General features: G+C 33.6%; 15 protein-coding genes. 6 read left to right on the plus strand and 9 right to left on the minus strand.

The window, feature by feature from the left end:
• Positions 1-70: 70 nt before the first annotated feature.
• From BB050_RS11495 to BB050_RS11510, 4 genes are all read right to left on the minus strand, one after another.
• On the minus strand, positions 71-631 hold the full coding sequence (locus BB050_RS11495) for an AraC family transcriptional regulator (protein WP_066033661.1): 561 nt from the start codon (positions 629-631) through the stop codon (positions 71-73).
• Between the two features lie 2 nt (positions 632-633).
• Complete coding sequence (locus BB050_RS11500) at positions 634-1,161, minus strand: DUF3347 domain-containing protein (protein WP_066035145.1); 528 nt, start codon at positions 1,159-1,161, stop codon at positions 634-636.
• 97 nt (positions 1,162-1,258) lie between these two features.
• Positions 1,259-1,615 carry a hypothetical protein gene (locus BB050_RS11505; RefSeq protein ID WP_236940325.1) on the minus strand — a complete coding sequence of 119 codons (357 nt, stop codon included), beginning with the start codon at positions 1,613-1,615 and terminating at the stop codon, positions 1,259-1,261.
• 70 nt (positions 1,616-1,685) lie between these two features.
• Complete coding sequence (locus tag BB050_RS11510; protein ID WP_066033663.1) at positions 1,686-2,519, minus strand: AraC family transcriptional regulator; 834 nt, start codon at positions 2,517-2,519, stop codon at positions 1,686-1,688.
• A gap of 103 nt (positions 2,520-2,622) precedes the next feature.
• Between BB050_RS11510 and BB050_RS11515 the strand changes: the two genes are divergently transcribed.
• The 4 genes from BB050_RS11515 to BB050_RS11530 all read left to right on the plus strand — a co-directional run bounded on the left by BB050_RS11515 (position 2,623) and on the right by BB050_RS11530 (position 11,085).
• Positions 2,623-3,789 carry an MFS transporter gene (locus BB050_RS11515; RefSeq protein ID WP_066033664.1) on the plus strand — a complete coding sequence of 389 codons (1,167 nt, stop codon included), beginning with the start codon at positions 2,623-2,625 and terminating at the stop codon, positions 3,787-3,789.
• Positions 3,790-4,416: 627 nt separating this feature from the next.
• The gene (locus BB050_RS11520) at positions 4,417-7,659 is read left to right on the plus strand and encodes a SusC/RagA family TonB-linked outer membrane protein (protein ID WP_066033665.1); all 3,243 of its coding nucleotides are present in this window, start codon (positions 4,417-4,419) and stop codon (positions 7,657-7,659) included.
• An 18-nt stretch (positions 7,660-7,677) separates the two neighbouring features.
• Positions 7,678-9,480, plus strand: coding sequence for a RagB/SusD family nutrient uptake outer membrane protein (locus tag BB050_RS11525; protein ID WP_066033666.1), 1,803 nt, complete (start codon positions 7,678-7,680; stop codon positions 9,478-9,480).
• A gap of 30 nt (positions 9,481-9,510) precedes the next feature.
• Entirely contained in the window at positions 9,511-11,085 is a 1,575-nt protein-coding gene (locus BB050_RS11530; RefSeq protein ID WP_066033667.1) for a DUF4957 domain-containing protein, read from the plus strand.
• Between the two features lie 125 nt (positions 11,086-11,210).
• Here BB050_RS11530 and BB050_RS11535 read toward each other — a convergent pair whose 3' ends face one another.
• From BB050_RS11535 to BB050_RS11545, 3 genes are read right to left on the minus strand one after another with little or no spacing between them, the layout of a single operon-like run.
• Entirely contained in the window at positions 11,211-11,411 is a 201-nt protein-coding gene (locus BB050_RS11535) for a hypothetical protein (RefSeq protein ID WP_008464714.1), read from the minus strand.
• A gap of 49 nt (positions 11,412-11,460) precedes the next feature.
• Positions 11,461-12,402, minus strand: coding sequence for a helix-turn-helix domain-containing protein (locus BB050_RS11540; RefSeq protein WP_066035146.1), 942 nt, complete (start codon positions 12,400-12,402; stop codon positions 11,461-11,463).
• 1 nt (position 12,403) lies between these two features.
• The gene (locus BB050_RS11545) at positions 12,404-12,967 is read right to left on the minus strand and encodes a DUF6642 family protein (protein WP_008464718.1); all 564 of its coding nucleotides are present in this window, start codon (positions 12,965-12,967) and stop codon (positions 12,404-12,406) included.
• Between the two features lie 168 nt (positions 12,968-13,135).
• Between BB050_RS11545 and BB050_RS11550 the strand changes: the two genes are divergently transcribed.
• Positions 13,136-13,741, plus strand: coding sequence for a 5'-methylthioadenosine/S-adenosylhomocysteine nucleosidase family protein (locus BB050_RS11550; RefSeq protein ID WP_008464720.1), 606 nt, complete (start codon positions 13,136-13,138; stop codon positions 13,739-13,741).
• Positions 13,742-14,122: 381 nt separating this feature from the next.
• On the opposite strand, the gene BB050_RS11555 is transcribed toward BB050_RS11550, so the two are convergent.
• Positions 14,123-14,482 (minus strand): hypothetical protein, encoded by a 360-nt coding sequence (locus tag BB050_RS11555; RefSeq protein ID WP_008464721.1) that lies wholly within the window; start codon positions 14,480-14,482, stop codon positions 14,123-14,125.
• A gap of 96 nt (positions 14,483-14,578) precedes the next feature.
• Positions 14,579-15,412, minus strand: coding sequence for an SIR2 family NAD-dependent protein deacylase (locus BB050_RS11560; RefSeq protein WP_066033668.1), 834 nt, complete (start codon positions 15,410-15,412; stop codon positions 14,579-14,581).
• A 344-nt stretch (positions 15,413-15,756) separates the two neighbouring features.
• Between BB050_RS11560 and BB050_RS11565 the strand changes: the two genes are divergently transcribed.
• Complete coding sequence (locus BB050_RS11565) at positions 15,757-19,890, plus strand: hybrid sensor histidine kinase/response regulator transcription factor (RefSeq protein WP_066035147.1); 4,134 nt, start codon at positions 15,757-15,759, stop codon at positions 19,888-19,890.
• Positions 19,891-20,157: the final 267 nt, after the last annotated feature.

Raw genomic sequence — 20,157 nt, forward strand, 5'->3', positions numbered from 1 at the left:
TTTTTTAGATTATTAAATCAAATCTGCTCAATCTGCGGAATCTGTGAGAGAATAATTTTTTGTGTCGAGATTAAATATTCTCGATCTGAATACGCATTTTATCTTTTGATTGCTTAAATGAAGTAGGAGTAAAGCCCGTAATTTTCTTAAATTGATTACTCAAATGCGCCACATTGCTGTAGTTAAGAATATCAGCAATTTCGCTTAACGAAAGCTCATTGTAAATCAATAATTCTTTTACTTTCTCGATTTTCTGGCTTATGAAATACTTTTCTATTGTAGTATTTTCAATTTCAGAGAATAAATTGCTTAGCGAATTATAATCTTGATTTAAGTTTTCTGCCAGATATTCTGATAGGTTGATTTTGAGATCATTGTTTTTATGATGAACCAAATCGACAATCAGGTTTTTTATTCTTTCGACCGTTTTTGTCTTTTTATCATCGATTAAATCAAAACCTAAAGCTTGAAGATTTTCTAATAGAATTTCTTTTTGAGAATCGCTGATTTCCTCATTCAGTTCAACTTCTCCTAATTCTACAGCAGTAGTTTGAAGTCCGAGCTTTTCGAACTCAGACTTCACTACCATTTTGCATCGGCTGCACACCATATTTTTGATGTAAAGCTTCATATTTATTTGATCGTTTCTACCACATTTCCGCAAGTCAACATAGAAGAACCGTAGTATGGATTCTTAACTGCTTTTTCTTTGCTTAACCAATCAGCATCTGCCATTGGGCAGTATTGTTTGTAAATTGGTTGTTCTGGATTAGAAACTTTTATTAAATCGTAAGTGCTTTTAGATAATGATTTGAAAGTCTCACGCTGTTTTTTAAGATCTGTTGTTGCTGAAATACTTTTGGCATCGGCAGTTAATTTTTTCACCACTTTCATCCAAACAGTATGTTCGTTGTTTTTTAGTTTGTCCATTTTTACTGCAGTAATCGCTGTCAATAAATCTTTGGCTTTCGCCGAAGTCAATTTGCTGTCACTTTTAATAAGCGCATCTTTTACAGTAAAATAAGCATCGTAAACAGATTGTAATTGAGAATCTGCCATTTCGATTGCTGTTAATTCAGTAGTATTGGTTTTTGCCTGAATTGTATTTGCGTTAAATACTATTGTAAGTGTTGTTGCTAAAGCTATAATTGATTTTTTCATTGTATATATTATATGTGGTAAAGGATTATTTCCTTTAAAATTAATTAAAAAATTTGATTTCAAAAAGACCCAATGTGGGCTGTCACAAATGCTATAATTATATTTTTGGCTTCAGCCAGATAGAAGTAAATCCAGAAGAAATAGTAGAATTACTATAAGATGAAATAGTATTTTTTAAAGAAAAATTGAAAACATCGTTTTGCAAATCAAAATCATTTGAAGTTAAAAAGATGTTTAATGTTGAGGTATTACAGCCAGAATGACGGCATTTTCCATCACAATTATGTTTTTCTTGTTTCGAAGTTTTCTTTTCACAGCACTTTTTTGAACAGCTGTTTTCTTCTTTAGCGGTAATTTCTTTAGAGTGTCCAGTATGGCATGCAAAAGTATAACTCGGGTTCAAAAAGAAGCTAAGAGTTATAAAAAGCATTATTATGTGGATTTTCTTTTTCAAAGAAATTGTTTTTAGTAGCACAAATTTAGCTAAAAATGTTCGAGGAAATAACTTTTTAAGATTTTGCTAACTAGAGTTTTTTGAAATCGGTTGGCTTCATGTTTTTACGTTTCTTAAAATAATTCGTCAAATGGCTTTCATCAGTAAAACCAAATTCGTATGCTATTTGTTTAATCGGCAATTGATTGTTGTGAAATCTTTTTTCGATTAAGGTCAATCTTAAATTATGAATGTATTCGCGATAACTGATGCTGAAAGTTCTTTTAAAATAAGCGCTAAAATAGGTTTGCGCAATATTAAAATGTTCTGCAATAACTTTTATCTGAACCAATTTGGGCTGATAAATATTCTGATGAATATAATTGGCAATTTGCTCACTATCAAAATGAGCCGATTTCATCTGAAGGTTCATGCAGCGGATGGTTTCTTTGATTAAACCAAAAATCGAAAGAATCTGATAAAATACAATCGGAGAAGAAGTAACATCGATATACTTATCATAGGTTACAATATTTTCGACAGTATTTTTTAAAATTGTTCTGCAAGGTTCATCAAACTTCAAAACCGTTTCTTTTAAGATTTTATCGCGCATGAAACTTTCGGGAGTATTCAATAAGAATTCATCGCAAGTTAAATTCTGTTTAGAATTGAAATAATTGTCAGTGAATTTGATAAAGATGAATCGAGTGCTTTTCTTTATGTCAAAATAATGTTCATCGTCTGGCGAAATCACAAATAAGTCGCCCGCTTTGTAAGGCAGAAGATTATTATTTAGATGATGAATCCCGCTTCCTTTCTTAATGTATATGATTTCGTAATACGTATGTGTATGTGGAGGAAGGTGAAATTTTTCTTCTTCAAATTCATCAAGAACAAGTGTTTTAAACTGATTTAATTTCGGCATAACTTAATTATACAATTTTATATCACAAATATACAATTTTTAATTCGCTTAACGGTGTTAATTTTGCGTCGTAGAAATCTATTCCTTTCTACATTGAATCAAAATGAAAAAAAGTCTTATTGCACTCTCTTTAGGAGGGTTAACTATTGGAATTACAGAATTTGTAATGATGGGATTACTCCCAGATATTGCTTCAGATATGAAAGTTTCAATTCCGGTTGCTGGATATTTAATTTCGGCTTATGCACTTGGAGTTGTTATTGGGGCACCTTTATTAGTAATCGCGGGAAGAAATTATGCGCCTAAAAAAATGCTTTTAATCTTAGCCCTAATGTTGGCTGTTTTTAATGCTTTATCAATCATTGCTCCCAATTATAATGTTTTATTTGCTTCTCGATTTCTTTCTGGTTTGCCGCATGGTGCATTCTTTGGAGTAGGAGCCGTAGTTGCAAGCCGTTTGGCAGATAAAGGAAAAGAAGCGCAAGCCATCTCGATTATGTTTGCGGGCTTAACTATTGCTAACTTAATAGGTGTGCCGATTGGGACTTATATTGGACATCATTTTATTTGGCGTTATACTTTTGTTTTAATTGCTCTTGTGGGACTGTTGACTTTGTTGGCTATTTATTTTTGGATGCCAAATCTAGAAAAAGGAGAAAGCGTAAACATGAAAACGCAGTTGCAGTTCTTTAAAAGAACAGAAGCTTGGCTGATAATAGGAATTACGGCTATTGGTTTTGGAGGTCTGTTTGCTTGGATCAGCTACATCGCACCATTATTAATTAATGTATCTAAGTTTTCGCCAGAAGATGTTTCATCCATCTTAATTCTTGCTGGATTAGGAATGGTGGTTGGAAATTTTGTAGGAGGTAAGTTGGCAGATCGTTTTTCGCCAGCTCCTACAACTTTGGCTTTATTGCTTGTTATGTCCACCGATCTAGTTTTAGTTTACTTTTTCTCATTCAATCAATACATGTCCTTATTTCTGACTTTCTTGACAGGGGCTATTTCGTTCTCTGTAATTGCTCCAATTCAAATGCTGATGATTCGTACTGCAAAAGGAGCAGAGATGATTGCTTCAGCTTCTCTTCAAGGAAGTTTCAATATTGGGAATGCTCTAGGTGCTTTTCTAGGTGGACTGCCCTTAGCTGCAGGATTTAGCTATTCTTCTCCTAATCTTATTGGAGTAGTGATGTCGATTATCGGAATGATTATTACATTCATATTGATGAGATTACATCAAAAACAGGTTCAAGTTCAGCCGATATAAATCTAGAAATAATAAAATTTTAAGCCCTTAACTTTTGTTTAAGGGCTTTTTTTGTGCTTGTAAAGACGTAAACTTATAGTCAAAATTACTTTTTGGTTTGTTCTGCTGGTTTCATTTATAAGTAAAATCATTGTAAATTTTAAAATATTGCTGAAGTTTCCCATCTTTTTTTAGCTTGATTTTAACTTTTTAAGTGTAAAAATAACACCTGATAATTTCGTAATTAATATTCATGTAATCGATTGTTTTTTTTGTAATAATAGAATCAAATGAACGATTGATAATAATATTTTTAATATTTTAAAGTGACATAAATTAGATATGTCATATAAAAAAGCGATAAAAATTTTATTATATAATTTATTTTAGGATTTTTTTGGGAAATTTTATTTTTCGTTTAAAAAAAATATTTATGTTTGTGTAATCGATTACAACTTTTTTTGACAACGTTCGCAATCGATTAAGTTAGATGATGAAAAAGGAAGTTAGAATAAAGCTTCAGTGAAGAGATAAATAAATTGCTGTTAAATAAAAAACCACAAATATTAAGTAAAAAATGAATTGAAAGTAACCACAAAAAACCACTTAAACCAACAAGAAAAACATTAATAACTTAAACAATCAACCATGAACTTTAAAGAACTATTAAACAAAGGAGCAAATTTTTGCTTTAAACTTGTTTTCTTACTGTGCTTATTGATCGGTAGTCAAGTACACGCGCAAGGCACAACGATAGAGGGAACCGTGAAGGATGCCGCGGGACTTTCTCTTCCTGGGGTAAACGTCTTAGAAAAAGGAACTAAGAACGGAACTTCTACCGATTTTGACGGGCATTACAAAATAAAACTAACCAATCCGAAAGCCGTATTAATCTTTTCTTTTATAGGGTTCCAAAGCATTAATGTTTCTACAGAAGGAAAAACTAAGGTAAATGCAACATTGATTGAAGATGCTAATAACTTAAATGAAGTTGTTGTAATTGGATATGGAACTTCTAAGAAATCTGATTTGACTGGTGCAGTTTCTACTATCTCAGGAGCAGACTTGAAAAAAGTGCCGGTAGCAAATGTTGCCGAAGCTTTAACTGGTAGAATTGCGGGTGTGCAAGTAACTGCTGCCGAAGGTTCTCCAGATGCAGATATTAGAATTAGAGTTCGTGGCGGTGGTTCACTTACACAAGATGCTTCGCCATTAATTATTGTGGATGGTTTTCCAGTTAATAACATGAATGATATTTCTTCATCTGATATCGATACGATGACTGTTTTAAAAGATGCTGCTTCAACTGCTATCTACGGATCACGTGGTGCAAATGGGGTAATTCTTATTACAACAAAAAAGGGTAAAGACGGAAAAATGGCAGTGAACTTTAATATGTTCTATGGCATGAAAACGATGGCAAAAGAAATTGATGTTTTGTCACCTGAAGATTATACGAAATGGCAGTACGAATATGCTTTACTTTCTCAAACGGGAACAAAAGTGCCTTCTAACCCAGATTCATACACTAAGTATTTTGGAAATTGGGAAGATCATGACATGTACAATGGCTTAAAGGGAGATGATTGGCAAAAACAGATTTTTGGGCGTACAGGTGAGGTTCAAAGCCGTGATTTAGGAATTAGAGGAGGTACAGAAAAGTTGAACTACAATTTTAATTATGCTCATTACGATGAAAAAGCAATTATGATAGGCTCAAACTATAAAAGAAATAACCTGTCATTAGCTTTAAAAAGTAAATTAACTGATAAGATAGATGTTGGTTTTACTATGCGTTATTCAGATACAGAGATTGACGGTGGTGGTGTAAATGAACAAAACGAGAAGTCTTCATCAGATTCTCGTATGCGTACTATCGTAGGTTATGCACCGCTTCCAGTAGCAGGTTTAACATCTGAAGATGTAAATGGAGACGGGTCAGATATGCTAATAAATCCTTTTACGTCTGTTTCGGATAATGATCGTCAGCAGCTTCGTAAAAACTTTAATATGCTAGGAAGTTTTGGATGGCAGATTGTAGATAATTTAAAGTTGAACGTAGATTTAGGTTTGGATAATTTTAATAATCAGGACTATCGTTTTTATGGGCTAACTACTTATTATGTGGCTAATGCGCCGCTAGCTACTATGCAGAATATGCCTGCAATGATTATGTCAGATACTAAAGATAGACGTTTCAGAAATGCTAATACGCTGACTTATGATTTCAAGAAAGTAATGGGAGAAGATCATCATTTGAATGTTCTTGTTGGGCAAGAAAGCATCGAATACAATTCGAATACTGTAACTAGCACAATACATGGATATCCAACGTTTTTTGATTTTGATCAGGCAAAAAAATTAACAACGCAAGGATCTCCGCAATCAGTAGATAATTACTATAGTCCAGATGATAAATTATTATCATTTTTTGGACGTGCAAATTATGACTACAAAAATCGTTACATACTTTCTGCTACATTTCGTGCCGATGGATCAAGTAAATTTTTATCGCAAAATCGTTGGGGATATTTTCCAGCTTTTGCAGCCGGATGGAAAATCTCAGAAGAAAGCTGGATGAAAAACCAAAGCTGGTTAAGTCTTCTAAAATTAAGAGCAAGTTATGGTGAGGCAGGAAATAACAATATTCCTGTTGGTCAGCAGATTCAAATTTTTCAATCTACAGCAACATCATGGATTAATGGCGTTACTAGTGTTTGGGCTCCTTCAAAAACAATGCCTAATCCTGATTTGAAATGGGAGACAACAGTAACTCAAAACTTTGGTTTGGATTTCGCATTTTTCAAAAATCGCTTAAGTGGTAATTTTGATATCTATAAAAATATTACAAGTGACTTATTAATTAATTTCCCTGTTGCAGGATCTGGATACGATTTCCAATATCGTAATATGGGAGAAACTCAAAATACAGGTTTTGAAGCTACTTTAAATGTTGTGGCTATTGAAAAAGCTAAATACGGATTGAATTTTTCATTCAATATGGGAATAAACAAAAACCGTATTAATTCATTAGGTACTATGAATGATTTTGGACAGGCAACAGGATGGGCTTCTTCACAAATTGGAGACGATTACCTTATAGCAGTTGGTGGTTCATTAGGTAGTATGTATGGTTATAAAAATGATGGAAGATATGAGGTTTCAGACTTTGATTATGTTGGAGGGAAATATGTTTTAAAAAGCGGAGTAGTTAACACATCTACTTCTTTGGTAGGAGACGGAAGTTCTCTTAAACCAGGAGATATGAAATTGAAAGATGTTAATGGAGATGGAAAAGTAGATATAAATGATAAAACAGTTATCGGAAATGTTAATCCTAAAAGCTACGGTGGTTTTGTAATCAACGGAAATGCTTATGGATTTGATTTAATGGCGGCTTTTAACTGGAGTATTGGCAATGATGTTTATAATGCCGATAAAATTGAATTTTCAACAGCTACTGCTTCAGGAAAGTATAAAAACTTAAACTCTACAATGGCAGATGGAAAAAGATGGACAAATCTAGATCCAGCAACTGGCCAATTGGTAACAGATCCTACTGCATTGGCAGATCTTAATGCTAATACAACAATGTGGTCGCCTTATATGAGATCTGCTATTTTTACAGATTGGGCAGTGGAAGACGCGTCGTTTTTAAGATTAAATACTCTAACATTAGGATACACAATGCCTGAAATGTTTACATCTAAACTTTCAATTTCTAAATTGAGATTTTATTTGACAGCAAGCAATGTTTTTGTTTGGACTAACTATTCTGGTTCTGATCCAGAAGTTTCAACCAAAAGAAAAACTCCATTAACTCCTGGAGTTGATTCGAGTCCATATCCAAGAAGCAGACAAATGATTTTTGGATTGAATCTTAATTTCTAATTTAAAAGACTACACAAAATGAAACATAAAATATTAATAGCGGGATTGATTATTTCAGGTCTATTTAGTTCTTGCCAGCAATTTGAAGATGACTATTTAGATGCGCCTGCACAATCAACATTAGATGCTTCTGTAATTTTCTCTACAGCGGGACTTGCAAAAGGAGCTATTGACGGAATAAAAGTGCCATTTGCGGAGACTAACTCTTATAGAGGAAGATTTTTACCTTATTATGGATTAAATACAGATGTAGAATGGTATAATACTTCGCAAACAGCAGGGGATAAGGCAGATTTGTGTGTGTATGATGCTAAGCCAAGTAATACTGAGATGAATACCACTAATAACGCTTATGCCATGATGTATTCAGGTATTGAACGAGCAAATGTTTGTATTCAAGGTATACGCCAATATGGAAATCCTGCACCAGGTACAGAAATGGGACAGCTATTAGGTGAAGCTTTAACGTTAAGAGCTATTTACTATGCTGATTTACTTAAGTCATGGGGAGATGTTCCAGCTCGTTTTGAGCCTATTACAAGCGCCACTTTATATTTGGCTAAAACCAATAGAGACATTATTTACAAACAACTAATTGCAGATTTAGGAGAAGCATCGACATTAGTGGCTTGGCCTAATGAAACAGCTTACACAAGTACAGTAGAACATGTAAATAAGGCTTTTGTAAAAGCATTTAGAGCGCGTTTGGCTTTGGCTGCAAGCGGTTACCAGCAATATCCTGATGGAGTAAGAAGAAGTAATGATCCAGAACTTTCAGTTGCTAATATGTATGCATTAGCTTTAAAAGAATCTCGTGAGGTAATTCAAAGTGGTTCTGCTCGTTTAGAATCTACTTTTGAGGGATTGTGGAGAAAATACAATGAAGAGAATACTGCTGCAGGAGGAGAATCTCTTTGGGAACTTCCTTTTTCTGATGGACGTGGTAGAATGTTATTCACTTTTGCTGTAAAACACACGGCTGCGGTTGACCAATTTCAAGCTAATGGTGCTAACCGTGGAGGTGTAGCAGGTCCGTTGCCATTTGTTTTTTACGATTACGATCAAGCCGACGCTCGTAGAAATGTGACTTGTGTCCCTTATAAATACGGTGCTGCAGTTAATGGTATTGCTAAACAAGAATTAGGAACTTTAGATACATGGTATTTTGGTAAATATCGTTACGAATGGATGAAACGTTATGTAACATCTACGAATGATGATGGAGTGAATAAAATGTACATGCGTTTTGCCGAAGTACTTCTTATTGCGGCTGAAACAGCAAATGAATTAGAAGGGCCAAGTGCAGCAATGCCTTATTTGAAGGAAGTTCGCAGGAGAGCATTTTCTTCGGCAGATCAAGCTGTAAAAGTTGAAAATTATGTAAATGCCTTAACGAGTAAAGAAGCAATGTTTAATGCGCTTGTTGAAGAAAATAAATATGAGTTTACAGGAGAGATGGAGCGTAAACAAGCACTTATTCGTTGGAATTTGCTTAAGGCAAACTTAGACAAAGCAAAACAAAAAATGGCAGAATTATCGGCTCGTACAGGACAATACGCAGATGTGCCGGCTACTTTGTATTATAAATATCAAGCGGATAATGTGAGTTTAGATATTTACGGTCTTAATAGAGGAGAAACCACAAATCCGGGAGCAGCTTATTTATCTACGCCATGGACTTGGACAGGAACAGCTGCAGATGCCAAGATAGCCTCACTTTATAAAGTAGGAGTGAACCCTGATAATAGACAATTCTGGCCAATTTGGCAAGTGTTTATTGATGGAAGTAATGGTCAGTTAAAAAATGATTACGGTTATTAAAATCTTTCAAAAAATTAATAATAAATTATTATGATGAAAACATTAGATATATTTAAAGGTTTAATAACTGTATTACTTCTTTCAATTGCGGTTTCAAGCTGTGAAAGTTATAATGAAGCGTTGTTAGACGGTATCGGAAATACAAGAGAATTTTCTCCAATTGGACTGACAGCAAAAATTAGAAACTCAACTACGGTTGAATTAAACTGGACAGTTAAGGCAGAAGAAAATCCAGATCATTATGTAGTGGAATTTAGCGCAGATGATCCTGAGTTCAAAACTATTTATAAAACAATGAATGTTGCCGCTTCTCAACTTCCTGTACAAGTACCACTAGAAGGAGAAACGGTTTATTCAATAAGAGTAAAAGCAGTTAGCGCTGCTGGTTTGGAAGATTCTAAATGGTCTGTTACTACAGCAACAACGTTGACAGAACAAATTTTCTTTCCAGTCCAAGATGCAGATATTGAAGCAACTCAGGTTACATTAAGATGGACTCCTAATAGTGCAGTAACACAAATTTCTGTTCAACCAGGGAATATTACACACACAATTACGGCAGCAGAAAAAACAGCTGGAGTTGCAGCTATTACTGGTCTTACAGGTGAAACTGCTTATACCGCAACTTTATTAAACGGAACGAAGAAAAGAGGGGTAGTAACTTTTACTACAGGAATTGATATTGGAACGGGGATATTGGTTAAACCAGAAGATGATGTACTTCAAAAAATTGCTAGTGCACCTTCTGGATCTGTTTTGGTTTTCATGCCTGGTGATTATACAGCTCAAACTGGAACAATAGCAGTAAATAAAACATTAACATTGAGAGGTTTGAGACCTGGTGATAAACCAAAACTTAAATTTAATTTCACTCTTGCCAACAACCCTAATAATACAAGTGAAGTAGTTAATTTCTCTTTAGTTGATATCGATTTAAGTGGAGCAGGAACAACTGGCGGTGCAATTACAATTGGTACAGCAGCTACAACAAACTTAGGAGATGTTTTAATAAGTGGTTGTAATGTTCATGATTTCCCATCTCAATTAATGTATGGAAATGCATCAGCAAAATTAAAATCGTTCACTGTTGATAATAGTATTATTAAAAATGTTAACACCGCTTCTGGGGCTGATTTTATTGACTTTAGAACGACTTACGTGGCAAGTGTTTCTTTAACAAAAAGTACATTTGACAACTGTTCATCGCGTGACTTTATACGTTTAGACGCAGCTACTGGATTGACAGGGACAGGGTTAACAAGTAATGTGTTAATTGATGCATGTACGATCTATGCGCCTACATTGCCAGCAACGAGCAGAATTTTGTATGTCCGTTTTAATGCAAATGCATCAATAGTGCGTAATACACTATTTACGGTTGGATCAGCGTCTTATACTAACAATACGGCAACTGCTGCTCCTACGTTCTCAAACAATAATAATTTCAATTCACCAAATTTACAGGCTGCAGGAAGCAATAATAGACCAGATACTTCTGCAACTGTATTAGATCCTCAATTTACAAGTGCGACAACAGGTGATTTTACTCTTAAGAATCAAACATTAATTGATAGAAAAGTAGGAGATCCACGTTGGATAAAATAAAAAATCGTGGTTGATTAAATAGAAAAAGCGGGATACAATTTTTTTTTGTAATCCCGCTTTTTAGTTTTTAATTTGATCTTTATCTGCTTTGATACAATTTGATTACAAATAAAGACCTATAAATTTTATTCCAATTCGATGCAATCAAAAACAGGATTGTCTTCAAGCAAAGCAGCAACATTCAATTCACTGTCAACTCTCAGAATATTATCGCAATCTTCGAGATCAAAATTCCACAGAGAATTAGGCAATAATTCATTTAAGAGTACAGAAGCCGATTCAAATTTGGCTTGGGTATCAACGGAGGTTTTAAAAACATAAATCATAGTTTGCATTTTTGAGGAAGCAAATTTCTGAAAAACGTTTACATATTTGTTAGGATTCTTTAATCAATAATTGGGACTTATCAATCAATTTTCGATATCGAATAGGAGAAATTCCTTCTGTCTTTTTGAAAAAACGGCTAAAGTAAGATTGGTCTTCAAATCCTACCTGTGTTGCGATTTCCCCTACTGAGAGAGTGGTTTGAAAGAGTAAATATTTTGCTTCGAGCAATATGTTTTCGTCAATCCATTTAACGGCAGATTTTCCTGTAATGGTCTTGACACATTTATTCAAATGGTTTGGAGTGACATTCAATAGAGAAGAATAGTAATTTACCTGATGTTGGGTTTTTATATGATCATGAATCAGTTCTTTGAATTTTGTTGTAATGGCTTCCGCAGCTGAAATATTTTTCACAGTTTTTACAGCATTTTTATTCATTTCATAAAATAGCGTAATCAGATACGACTGTACGATATTTAAATCTGTAATCGTGGTCTCTGAATATTCCTTTTTCAATCGCTCAAATATGTTTGTAATGGGAGCAATATCTTCGAGAGCCAGTTTGATTTTCGGATTTCCAGAAATCTTCAAAAAATCAAAATCATTCAACAATTCACGGCTGCCGTATTTCCGAATTAAAATATCAGGATGAAACTGACAGATGTAACCTTTATGAATATTATTGATATTGTCTAGTGAAAAAATCTGTCCGGCAGGCACCATAATCATTTCGTTATCAGTTGTGATATATTCCTGATGTCCCAATTTCATCTTGTGCTGTCCCGAAGAAATAAAAATTAAAGTATGGCAGGAATGTTTAGAAGGCGGAACAGGATGCTGCATTTGCATCATTTCTTCGATTTCAAGACAGAAAAAATGATCCGAATTTGACTTGAAAAGCAAATGAATAGGATTGTCTTCTCCCAGAAATTTCTCCCGAAAGCCTTTTGGATTGTACGTTTTGATTTTTTCAGCCTGCTTTTTTTTCATTTTAATAATATAATCTAAAATCAAGCAGTTTGCATAAATTGTAATGTTTCGTATAAAGATCCTCAACAACCTCAAACAAATTGTCGTTTTCTTGATACAGACTAAAAAATGCTTTGTCAATAGTACTGCAACTGGCAATTTTATTATAAGTAGAACCATACCCAGAAATAGCTCTAGCGCCAGTAATATCTAAGAAATATTGTGCTTCTTCTTCGTTTAAATCTAAAACTTTAAGATTGGCAAAATGAATGATTTTTCCTTTCATTTTTCCTTCAAACAATTCGGCAATTTCTTCTATGCTGTAATAATAATCGTGAAGGCAGATGTTGTTTTCCTGACCTGGCATTGCCAAATAAATAATTTCGTAATCTTTGAAATTATGATCTTCGTAAAGTAAAATATTCAAACTTTCTTCTAAACCTTCAATCGTATCGCAAGTTTTATGAATGCTAGAAATGCCCTGGTCAATTGCCAGTTCTTCCAGACATTTTACCACATGGGTTGGGCTATGATCGTCTATATCTCGAACGCCTTCTAGGCAGAAAATAAATTTTTCATTATCCATGCAGTTATACTTTGGATTTAAACTTTTTTAGTGGTTTTAGCAAATGTATTTTTTATATCATAAAATACAATAGAGAAAACAGACTTTAACGTCTTTTTTGGATTTTAATATAGGTTAGAGCTACGTAAACTTTTAAGCGTATTTTTGTAAACCGAAAATAATTTACGCATGATACAAATTAACCAAACAGCATCATTTGCTGTTGAAGATATATTATTCTGTTTTGCGCTCGAATCTGAAGCAGCAGAAGTTTTTAAAGGACACAATGTTTTAATTACTGGAATCGGAAAAGTAAACGCAGCTTATGAGCTGACAAAAGCCATTCTAAAGAAAAAGCCCTCTGTAATTATAAATCTAGGTTCGGCAGGAAGCAGCTGTTTTCAAAAGGGCGACGTAATCTGCTGTACCAAATTTGTTCAAAGAGATATGGACGTTCGCGGTTTAGGTTTTGCATTATACGAAACGCCACTTTCTGGTTTACCGCCAGTTTTAGAATATGGTTTGTTAATGGACAATCTTCAAGAAGGAATCTGCGGAACGGGAGATAATTTTGAAATGGGACATTGCTCAGACGCGTACAATGTGGTTGATATGGAAGCGTATGCTCTAGCCATGATTGCCATGAAAGAAAATATTCCGTTTTTAAGCTTAAAATATATTTCTGACGGAGCCGATGATAATGCAGCAGAAGATTGGACAGTTCAGGTTCATAAAGCAGCGATAGCTTACGGTAAAATCTTGGGATTGATAAAAGAATCAGAAGCCATTTCTTAGATGAAATGGCTTTTTTTATTGGTCTCAGATTCGGGTTTAAAACCCTGCAATTTATTGCAGTACTTTAGTAATGCGAAAAAATATAATCTTTTGACTTTTTTGTTTTGACAAAAAGTTTTCAGAATAGAGAGACTTTCAGTCTCTCGTCAAACAAAGCTCTGCACTTTCAGTGCAGAGTGGTTTAGTTATAGATGTAAATTTTCAAACATTTTTCCAGTGTAATAATCGACTACAAAAAAAATTATGGCAGACAATAAAGAATTATTGCAGCAATTGCAACTTTTTTATTTTTCATGATAATTAAACTTTTCGAAAAATTCTATCATTAATATGTTCTCATCTTTTTCTTTGCTTGGGCTAGCAAAGAAAAACTATACTTAGTCAGTCTAAGTTAAATTTTATTGTCATATCTTGATAATAATTATCTCCGACGGTTTTCCAATGATCTGTAAGATTTCCATTATCATCATACTTGTATACTTCTAAACTTGTTTCTCCAACTGTTAGACAAGAATAGATAAGGGTACCATCAATGTTATATTCGTTTTCCCAACCAACATGGCTTCCAATTTTATATTCAATCTCGTTCATAATATCCCCATTATCGTGTCGATCATAAACAACATATCCAGAGAATGGCTCATTGTTAAATAGAACTTTGTGGCAACCATCATAATCCCAGTCACCCCATTGAATATCTTCAAAATCAATTCTGATTTTATTTGGTTGTTTTAGATTCATAATGTTTTATTTTATATAATTCAAATTTATTGCTCTAATGGCTATTTAATAATAGTAGTAATGTTTAATTTTTCTAATAGATTTCTTAAACTTTTTTCAAGACGAGAAAATATGTATGTTTTTAATCATTTCCTTTATCATTTTTAAAGCTTCAGTAGATGTTTTTCGAATAATGATTTTATTCTTTTTATCTTTTATTAAAGCCGTAAACTGATTGTCTTCTATATTAATATCAACGATAGTTCCTCCATATTTTAAAGTGGTTTCTGCAATTGCAATCGGGAGATTTGTTGCGCCCGAAGTTCCCAGAATAAATAGTATTCCAGAATTTTTAGCAATTTTTAAAGAACTGAATTTTTTATTTGTTTTCTCATCATAATATTCATCAAACCATAAAATATTAGGTCTCATCCAGCTTCCGCAACTTTGGCATTTTAAAAGTTCTATTTCTCTTTCCGTCAGATCTTCATCGATTTCTTTTCCTTTTATTTCTTCGGGTAGATTTACGATTTCTTTACAGCCGTTCGAACATTTAATTTCTCTATTGTTGCCATGGATTTCGAATATTCTTTCAGTTCCGCTTTGTCTGTGTAAATTATCAATGTTTTGGGTAATAAGATGAAATCGGTCTTTCAGGATATTTTCAATTTCAACCAATTCGTAATGACTTTCATTTGGTTTGGCATTTTGAAACATTTTCTTTCTAAACAACGAATATTGCCAGACTTCTTCCGGATGTTCTTTAAAGTATTTAAAAGTTCCAAATTCTTCTGGTTTATGAAATTGTGTTCCTTTGACCCAAATACCATCAACACCTCTATAAGTTGGTATGCCACTTTCTGAAGAAAGTCCAGCTCCTGTCAAAAAGGTAAAGAGGTTTCTTTTGTTTTTAGTTGAAACGTATTTTATGATATCTTCTAATTGTTGCATGTTTAGTTTTAAAAAACAGTTTTTTTTCTTGATTAAATATAAATTAAAAATAGATACATCAGCTTTCTAATTTTAATTCAATAAAAAACGGACTTTTGAAAATGACTGCCCTAGCCCAGATAGGAGCGATATCCTTTTGTGGCGGGGTTAGCCACAAAAGATATAGCGGATAGCTGGAATTAGCTCCAAATAGAAATAACACAATAAAGTACATCTACACCCCTTAAAAAGAAAAAACTCCCTCCTTTATTTTTCGTAATAGCGGTATTTTGCAGTGCATTCGATTGATTTTTTTCATAGGTTTATTGAAATTAAATTACTCGGGCGTTTATTCTATTTTGTTTATGAAAAACATCAAAAACTGCATTTTAAGTCTTATTCTATTTTTTGCGACTGCTATCAGTTCATTTGCCCAAAGTTCCGATTTGTACTTTGATCATATTAACTACGATAACAGTTTTTCGCAGAGTATGATTTCGAGTATTCATCAGACCCAAAAAGGTTTTATCTGGATTGGAACGGCGAATGGTTTAATCAGTTATGACGGATATGATTTTTTGCGATATGTTTACAATAAAGATATTCTGAACAGCATCAGCAACAATCATATAAATGTAATTCTGGAAGATAACGAAAGACAGCTTTGGATTGGAACCAATAACGGATTGAATCTTTTTAATAAAAATGAAAAAAGCTTTTTGCGCGTTGACGTTCAGAAAATAAAAGGCGGAAGAAACTATATTTCATCCATAATTCAAGACGATCAAAACCGAATTTGGATTGGAACTTTTGGCGGAATCAAACGCCTGAACAGACAGAAATATCTGTTGGAAGAAATCTCAAACGATCATAATTCGCCATTCAGAAAAAGTAGGGTTTTGTCTTTGTTTTATGATCGAACTTACGGAGTTTTAGTTGGAACATCTAAAGGTTTGGAATGTTTTGATCCTAAAAACGGTTCTAAAAAAACGCTTCCAAAAGTTTTGGCAGAAAATGAAGCTTTACTAAAATCAAAAATCTGGAAAATTATTAAAGAAAAAAATGGCGATTTATGGTTTGCTACCGAAGCAAATGGTGTTTTTCGTTTTGAAGTCAGCAAAAATTCTGTGACCAATTTTCTTCTAAATGCAAATAACAGAAGAAGTTTGTCTTCCAATTGGGTAAATGACATCGTTTCTATTGATGGCAATACGATCTGGTTTGCCACAAAAAATGGTTTATGCGTTTATAAAAAAGACAGAAATGAGTTTACAAAATATGGGCATAATCCGTTACAGAATTACAGTCTTTCTGATGATGATGTCAAATGTTTTCTAAAAGATCGTCACAATGATATTTGGATAGGTACGAATGGAGGAGGAGTTAATTTTTTCCAGAAAACGAATACCAATTTCACAAATATTAGAGAAGTCATAAAACCAAATTTCGGACTGAATACAGCCTTTGTTAATGCTGTTATAAAGGAAAATGACGGATCTGTTTGGGCTGGCACCAATGGCGGAGGCTTAAATTATCTTGATTTTAGAAATAATAAAAATGCTTCTTATCAAATTGAAGCTCATGATTTTGACAAAAGCGTGAACATGATAACGGTTTTAGCGAATCAAAACGAACAAAATTTGTTTTGTGGAACTTTCAACGGGTTATTCAAATTCAATAAAAACACTAAAACATTTCAGTTTATATCGCTTTCGCGAAAGGATTCCAAAGAAAGAGAACGTCCGATTACGTCTTTATTAATGGATAACGGAGATCTCTGGGTGGGAACAAATGGCAACGGATTGAAAAAAGTAATGCCTGACGGAACGGTCGAAATTTATATGGCCGATGGTTCTGCCAATTCGCTTAGTGATAATTTCATTACAGATATTGCAAATAGAAAAGACGGACTTTGGATTGCCACACAATACGGTTTAAATTATTTCGATAAAAAGTTAAAACAAGTTACCCGAGTTTTCAAAGCAGGTCCTAAAAGCGGTTTGTCAAATAATAGTCTTACGGTCATGTTTACCGATTCTAAAAACCGATTTTGGATTGGTGCAGAAAGTGGAGGCGTAAATATTTTTGACGAAAAAAAAGGCCGTTTCTTCGAAATCAACCGTTCGATGGGTTTTACAGATGAAACCATCAAAAGTATTTCAGAAGATGCCCAAGGAAATATCTGGATTAGTGACAATAATTTGCTTTATAAAATCAAAACCAAAAATGTAAAACCTGTTCCTAGTATTAAAGATTTTGAAATCACTTCTTTTTCTTCGAATGATGGTTTGAAAGTAAAGCAATTCTCAAACAATTGCAGCATAAAACTAAATGAAAAAGAACTGGTTTTTGGATGTTCAAATGGTTTAATCATTTTTAATCCTTCCAAATTAATTAAAACAAAAGATAAATCACCAATTGTTTTAACCAAGCTAATTGTTAATAATGAGGAAATTAAACCTGGAAATAAAGAGGTTTTTTTGGAAAAAAGGATAAGCGAAACTTCAGAAATCACTTTAAAGCACGATCAAGGATACATCGGATTAGAGTTTAGTGCTATGAATTTTATTTCGCCAGAAAAAAATGAATATGCTTATAAATTGGAAAGCTCATTTAATAAAGACGAATGGCATGTGATAGGCTCACAGCATTATATTAACCTGACCAATTTGAATTCGGGAACTTATCTGCTGAAAATTAAAACGTCGAATGGAGGAGGAGAGTGGAATCCGACAATTAAAACTTTAAAAATTATCATGTTACCGCCTTGGTGGAAAACTTGGTGGGCCTATTTGTTTTATATCGCACTATTGGCTGGTGCTTCGGTTTTATTATTCCGTTTTTTAAGAAATCGAGAATTATTAAAACAAGCTTATTATTTGGAACAAGTTGAAAAAGAAAGACAGGAAGAATTGTATAAAATGAAATTGGATTTCTTTACCAATGTTTCTCACGAAATTAGAACGCCTTTGACATTAATTAGCGGACCAGTTGAAGAACTTCTGAGCGGTGCCGAAAAAGGTTCAAATCTTGAGCATAAACTGAAAACCATTAAAAGTAATTCTGATCGATTGTTAAAATTGGTCAATGAATTAATGGATTTTAGAAAAGCTGAAAAAGGAAGTATGAAAATCTATTGCGAACAACAGGATATTGTTTCATTTTGTTTTGATATTTACGAGTCGTTCCGCGGAATTGCAGTCGAGAAAAAAATCGATTATAAGTTTGTTCTGAATATTAATACGGCTTTGATTTATTTCGACAAAAACCAAATGGAGAAAGTAATCTACAATCTGCTTTCGAATGCTTTTAAATTTACCAGTAAAAATGGCCGTATCACTCTTGCGGTAGAACAAAAGGAAGGTGAAGATTATATCGAAATTAAAGTCAAAGACAATGGAATTGGGATTCCAGAAAACAGAAAGAAGAAAATCTTCAAGAACTTTTTCCAGCTGGACGAACGCGGAAGCGCCAATTTAGGAAGCGGAATAGGTTTGGCTTTAAGCAAAAGCATTGTAGAGCTGCATCATGGCGAAATAAAAGTGCAGACAGAAGCCGATGCTAATTTCAATACCATATTTACAATCAAATTGAAGAAAGGAAAAGAGCATTTTAAAAAATCGCAGATTGTTGAAAATTCAGTTAAAATCGAAGAAAATGCAAATCCGATTTCGGATGTTAAAACTGAAATTGATCTTTATGAACCAGAATATTTGGATGATACGGAAAACACTTTTAAAAAGACCGTTCTGGTAATTGAAGACAATGAAGAAGTACTCTCTTTTGTGTATGACATTTTATATGCCGATTATAAAGTGCTGAAATTTACAAATGGAATCCAGGCGCTGGAATACATGGAAAAGGAAATTCCAGATTTAATAGTAACCGATGTGATGATGCCAGAAATGGATGGTTTTGAATTGTGTACGATTTTAAAAACAAGTCAAAATACCAATCATATTCCGGTTATTTTATTGACGGCAAAATCTTCGACTTTAAATAGAATCGAAGGGCTTTCGACTGGTGCTGATGCTTATATTTCGAAACCTTTCAGTATAGAAGAATTAAAACTTACGATTGCTAATTTATTATCTGCAAAAGAAATTATGCGTCAGAAATATGGCGATGGATTTATTGGAGATACAGAACAGGAAAATCTAAATACTCCTGAAGGACAGTTCCTCAAAAAACTGATTCAGATTATCGAAGCCAATCTTGACAATACCGATTTTGATGTAAATGATCTGGTAAGCGAAATAGGAATGAGCCGAACGGTATTGTATAAAAAAGTACAGTCGCTCACAAATCAGTCAGTGGCTGGTCTCATTAAAAATATGCGTTTAAAGAAAGCAGCGAGTTTATTGGCCAATACCAGTTATTCAGTTTCTGAAGTTGCTTATATGGTTGGTTTTAATGATCGAAAACACTTTAGCAAAGAGTTTAAGAAGTTTTATAATTTATCGCCAAGTGAATATAAAGGAGCTCAGAGTAAAGTTTAACGGCAATCCTGATAGCTATCGGGAGGCGAAGGTTTACGCAAAGTCCGCAAAGTTGCATATTAAACTTTGCGGACTTTGCGCTTTTATTCCTTGCGAGCTTTGAGGTTAAATAATCGAAAAAAAATAACCACCTCATAATTTTTTAAGGTTTATATTACGAATAATGCTTTTTAAAGCCCTTAAAACACAAATAAACACATTCACGCCCCCAAATGCGAATGTTTTCCTCCCCTAAAACCATCATTTATTAGTCACATTTGCAACATA

It is taken from the genome of Flavobacterium anhuiense, from assembly GCF_001705175.1.
In the GTDB taxonomy this organism is placed as follows: domain Bacteria; phylum Bacteroidota; class Bacteroidia; order Flavobacteriales; family Flavobacteriaceae; genus Flavobacterium; species Flavobacterium anhuiense.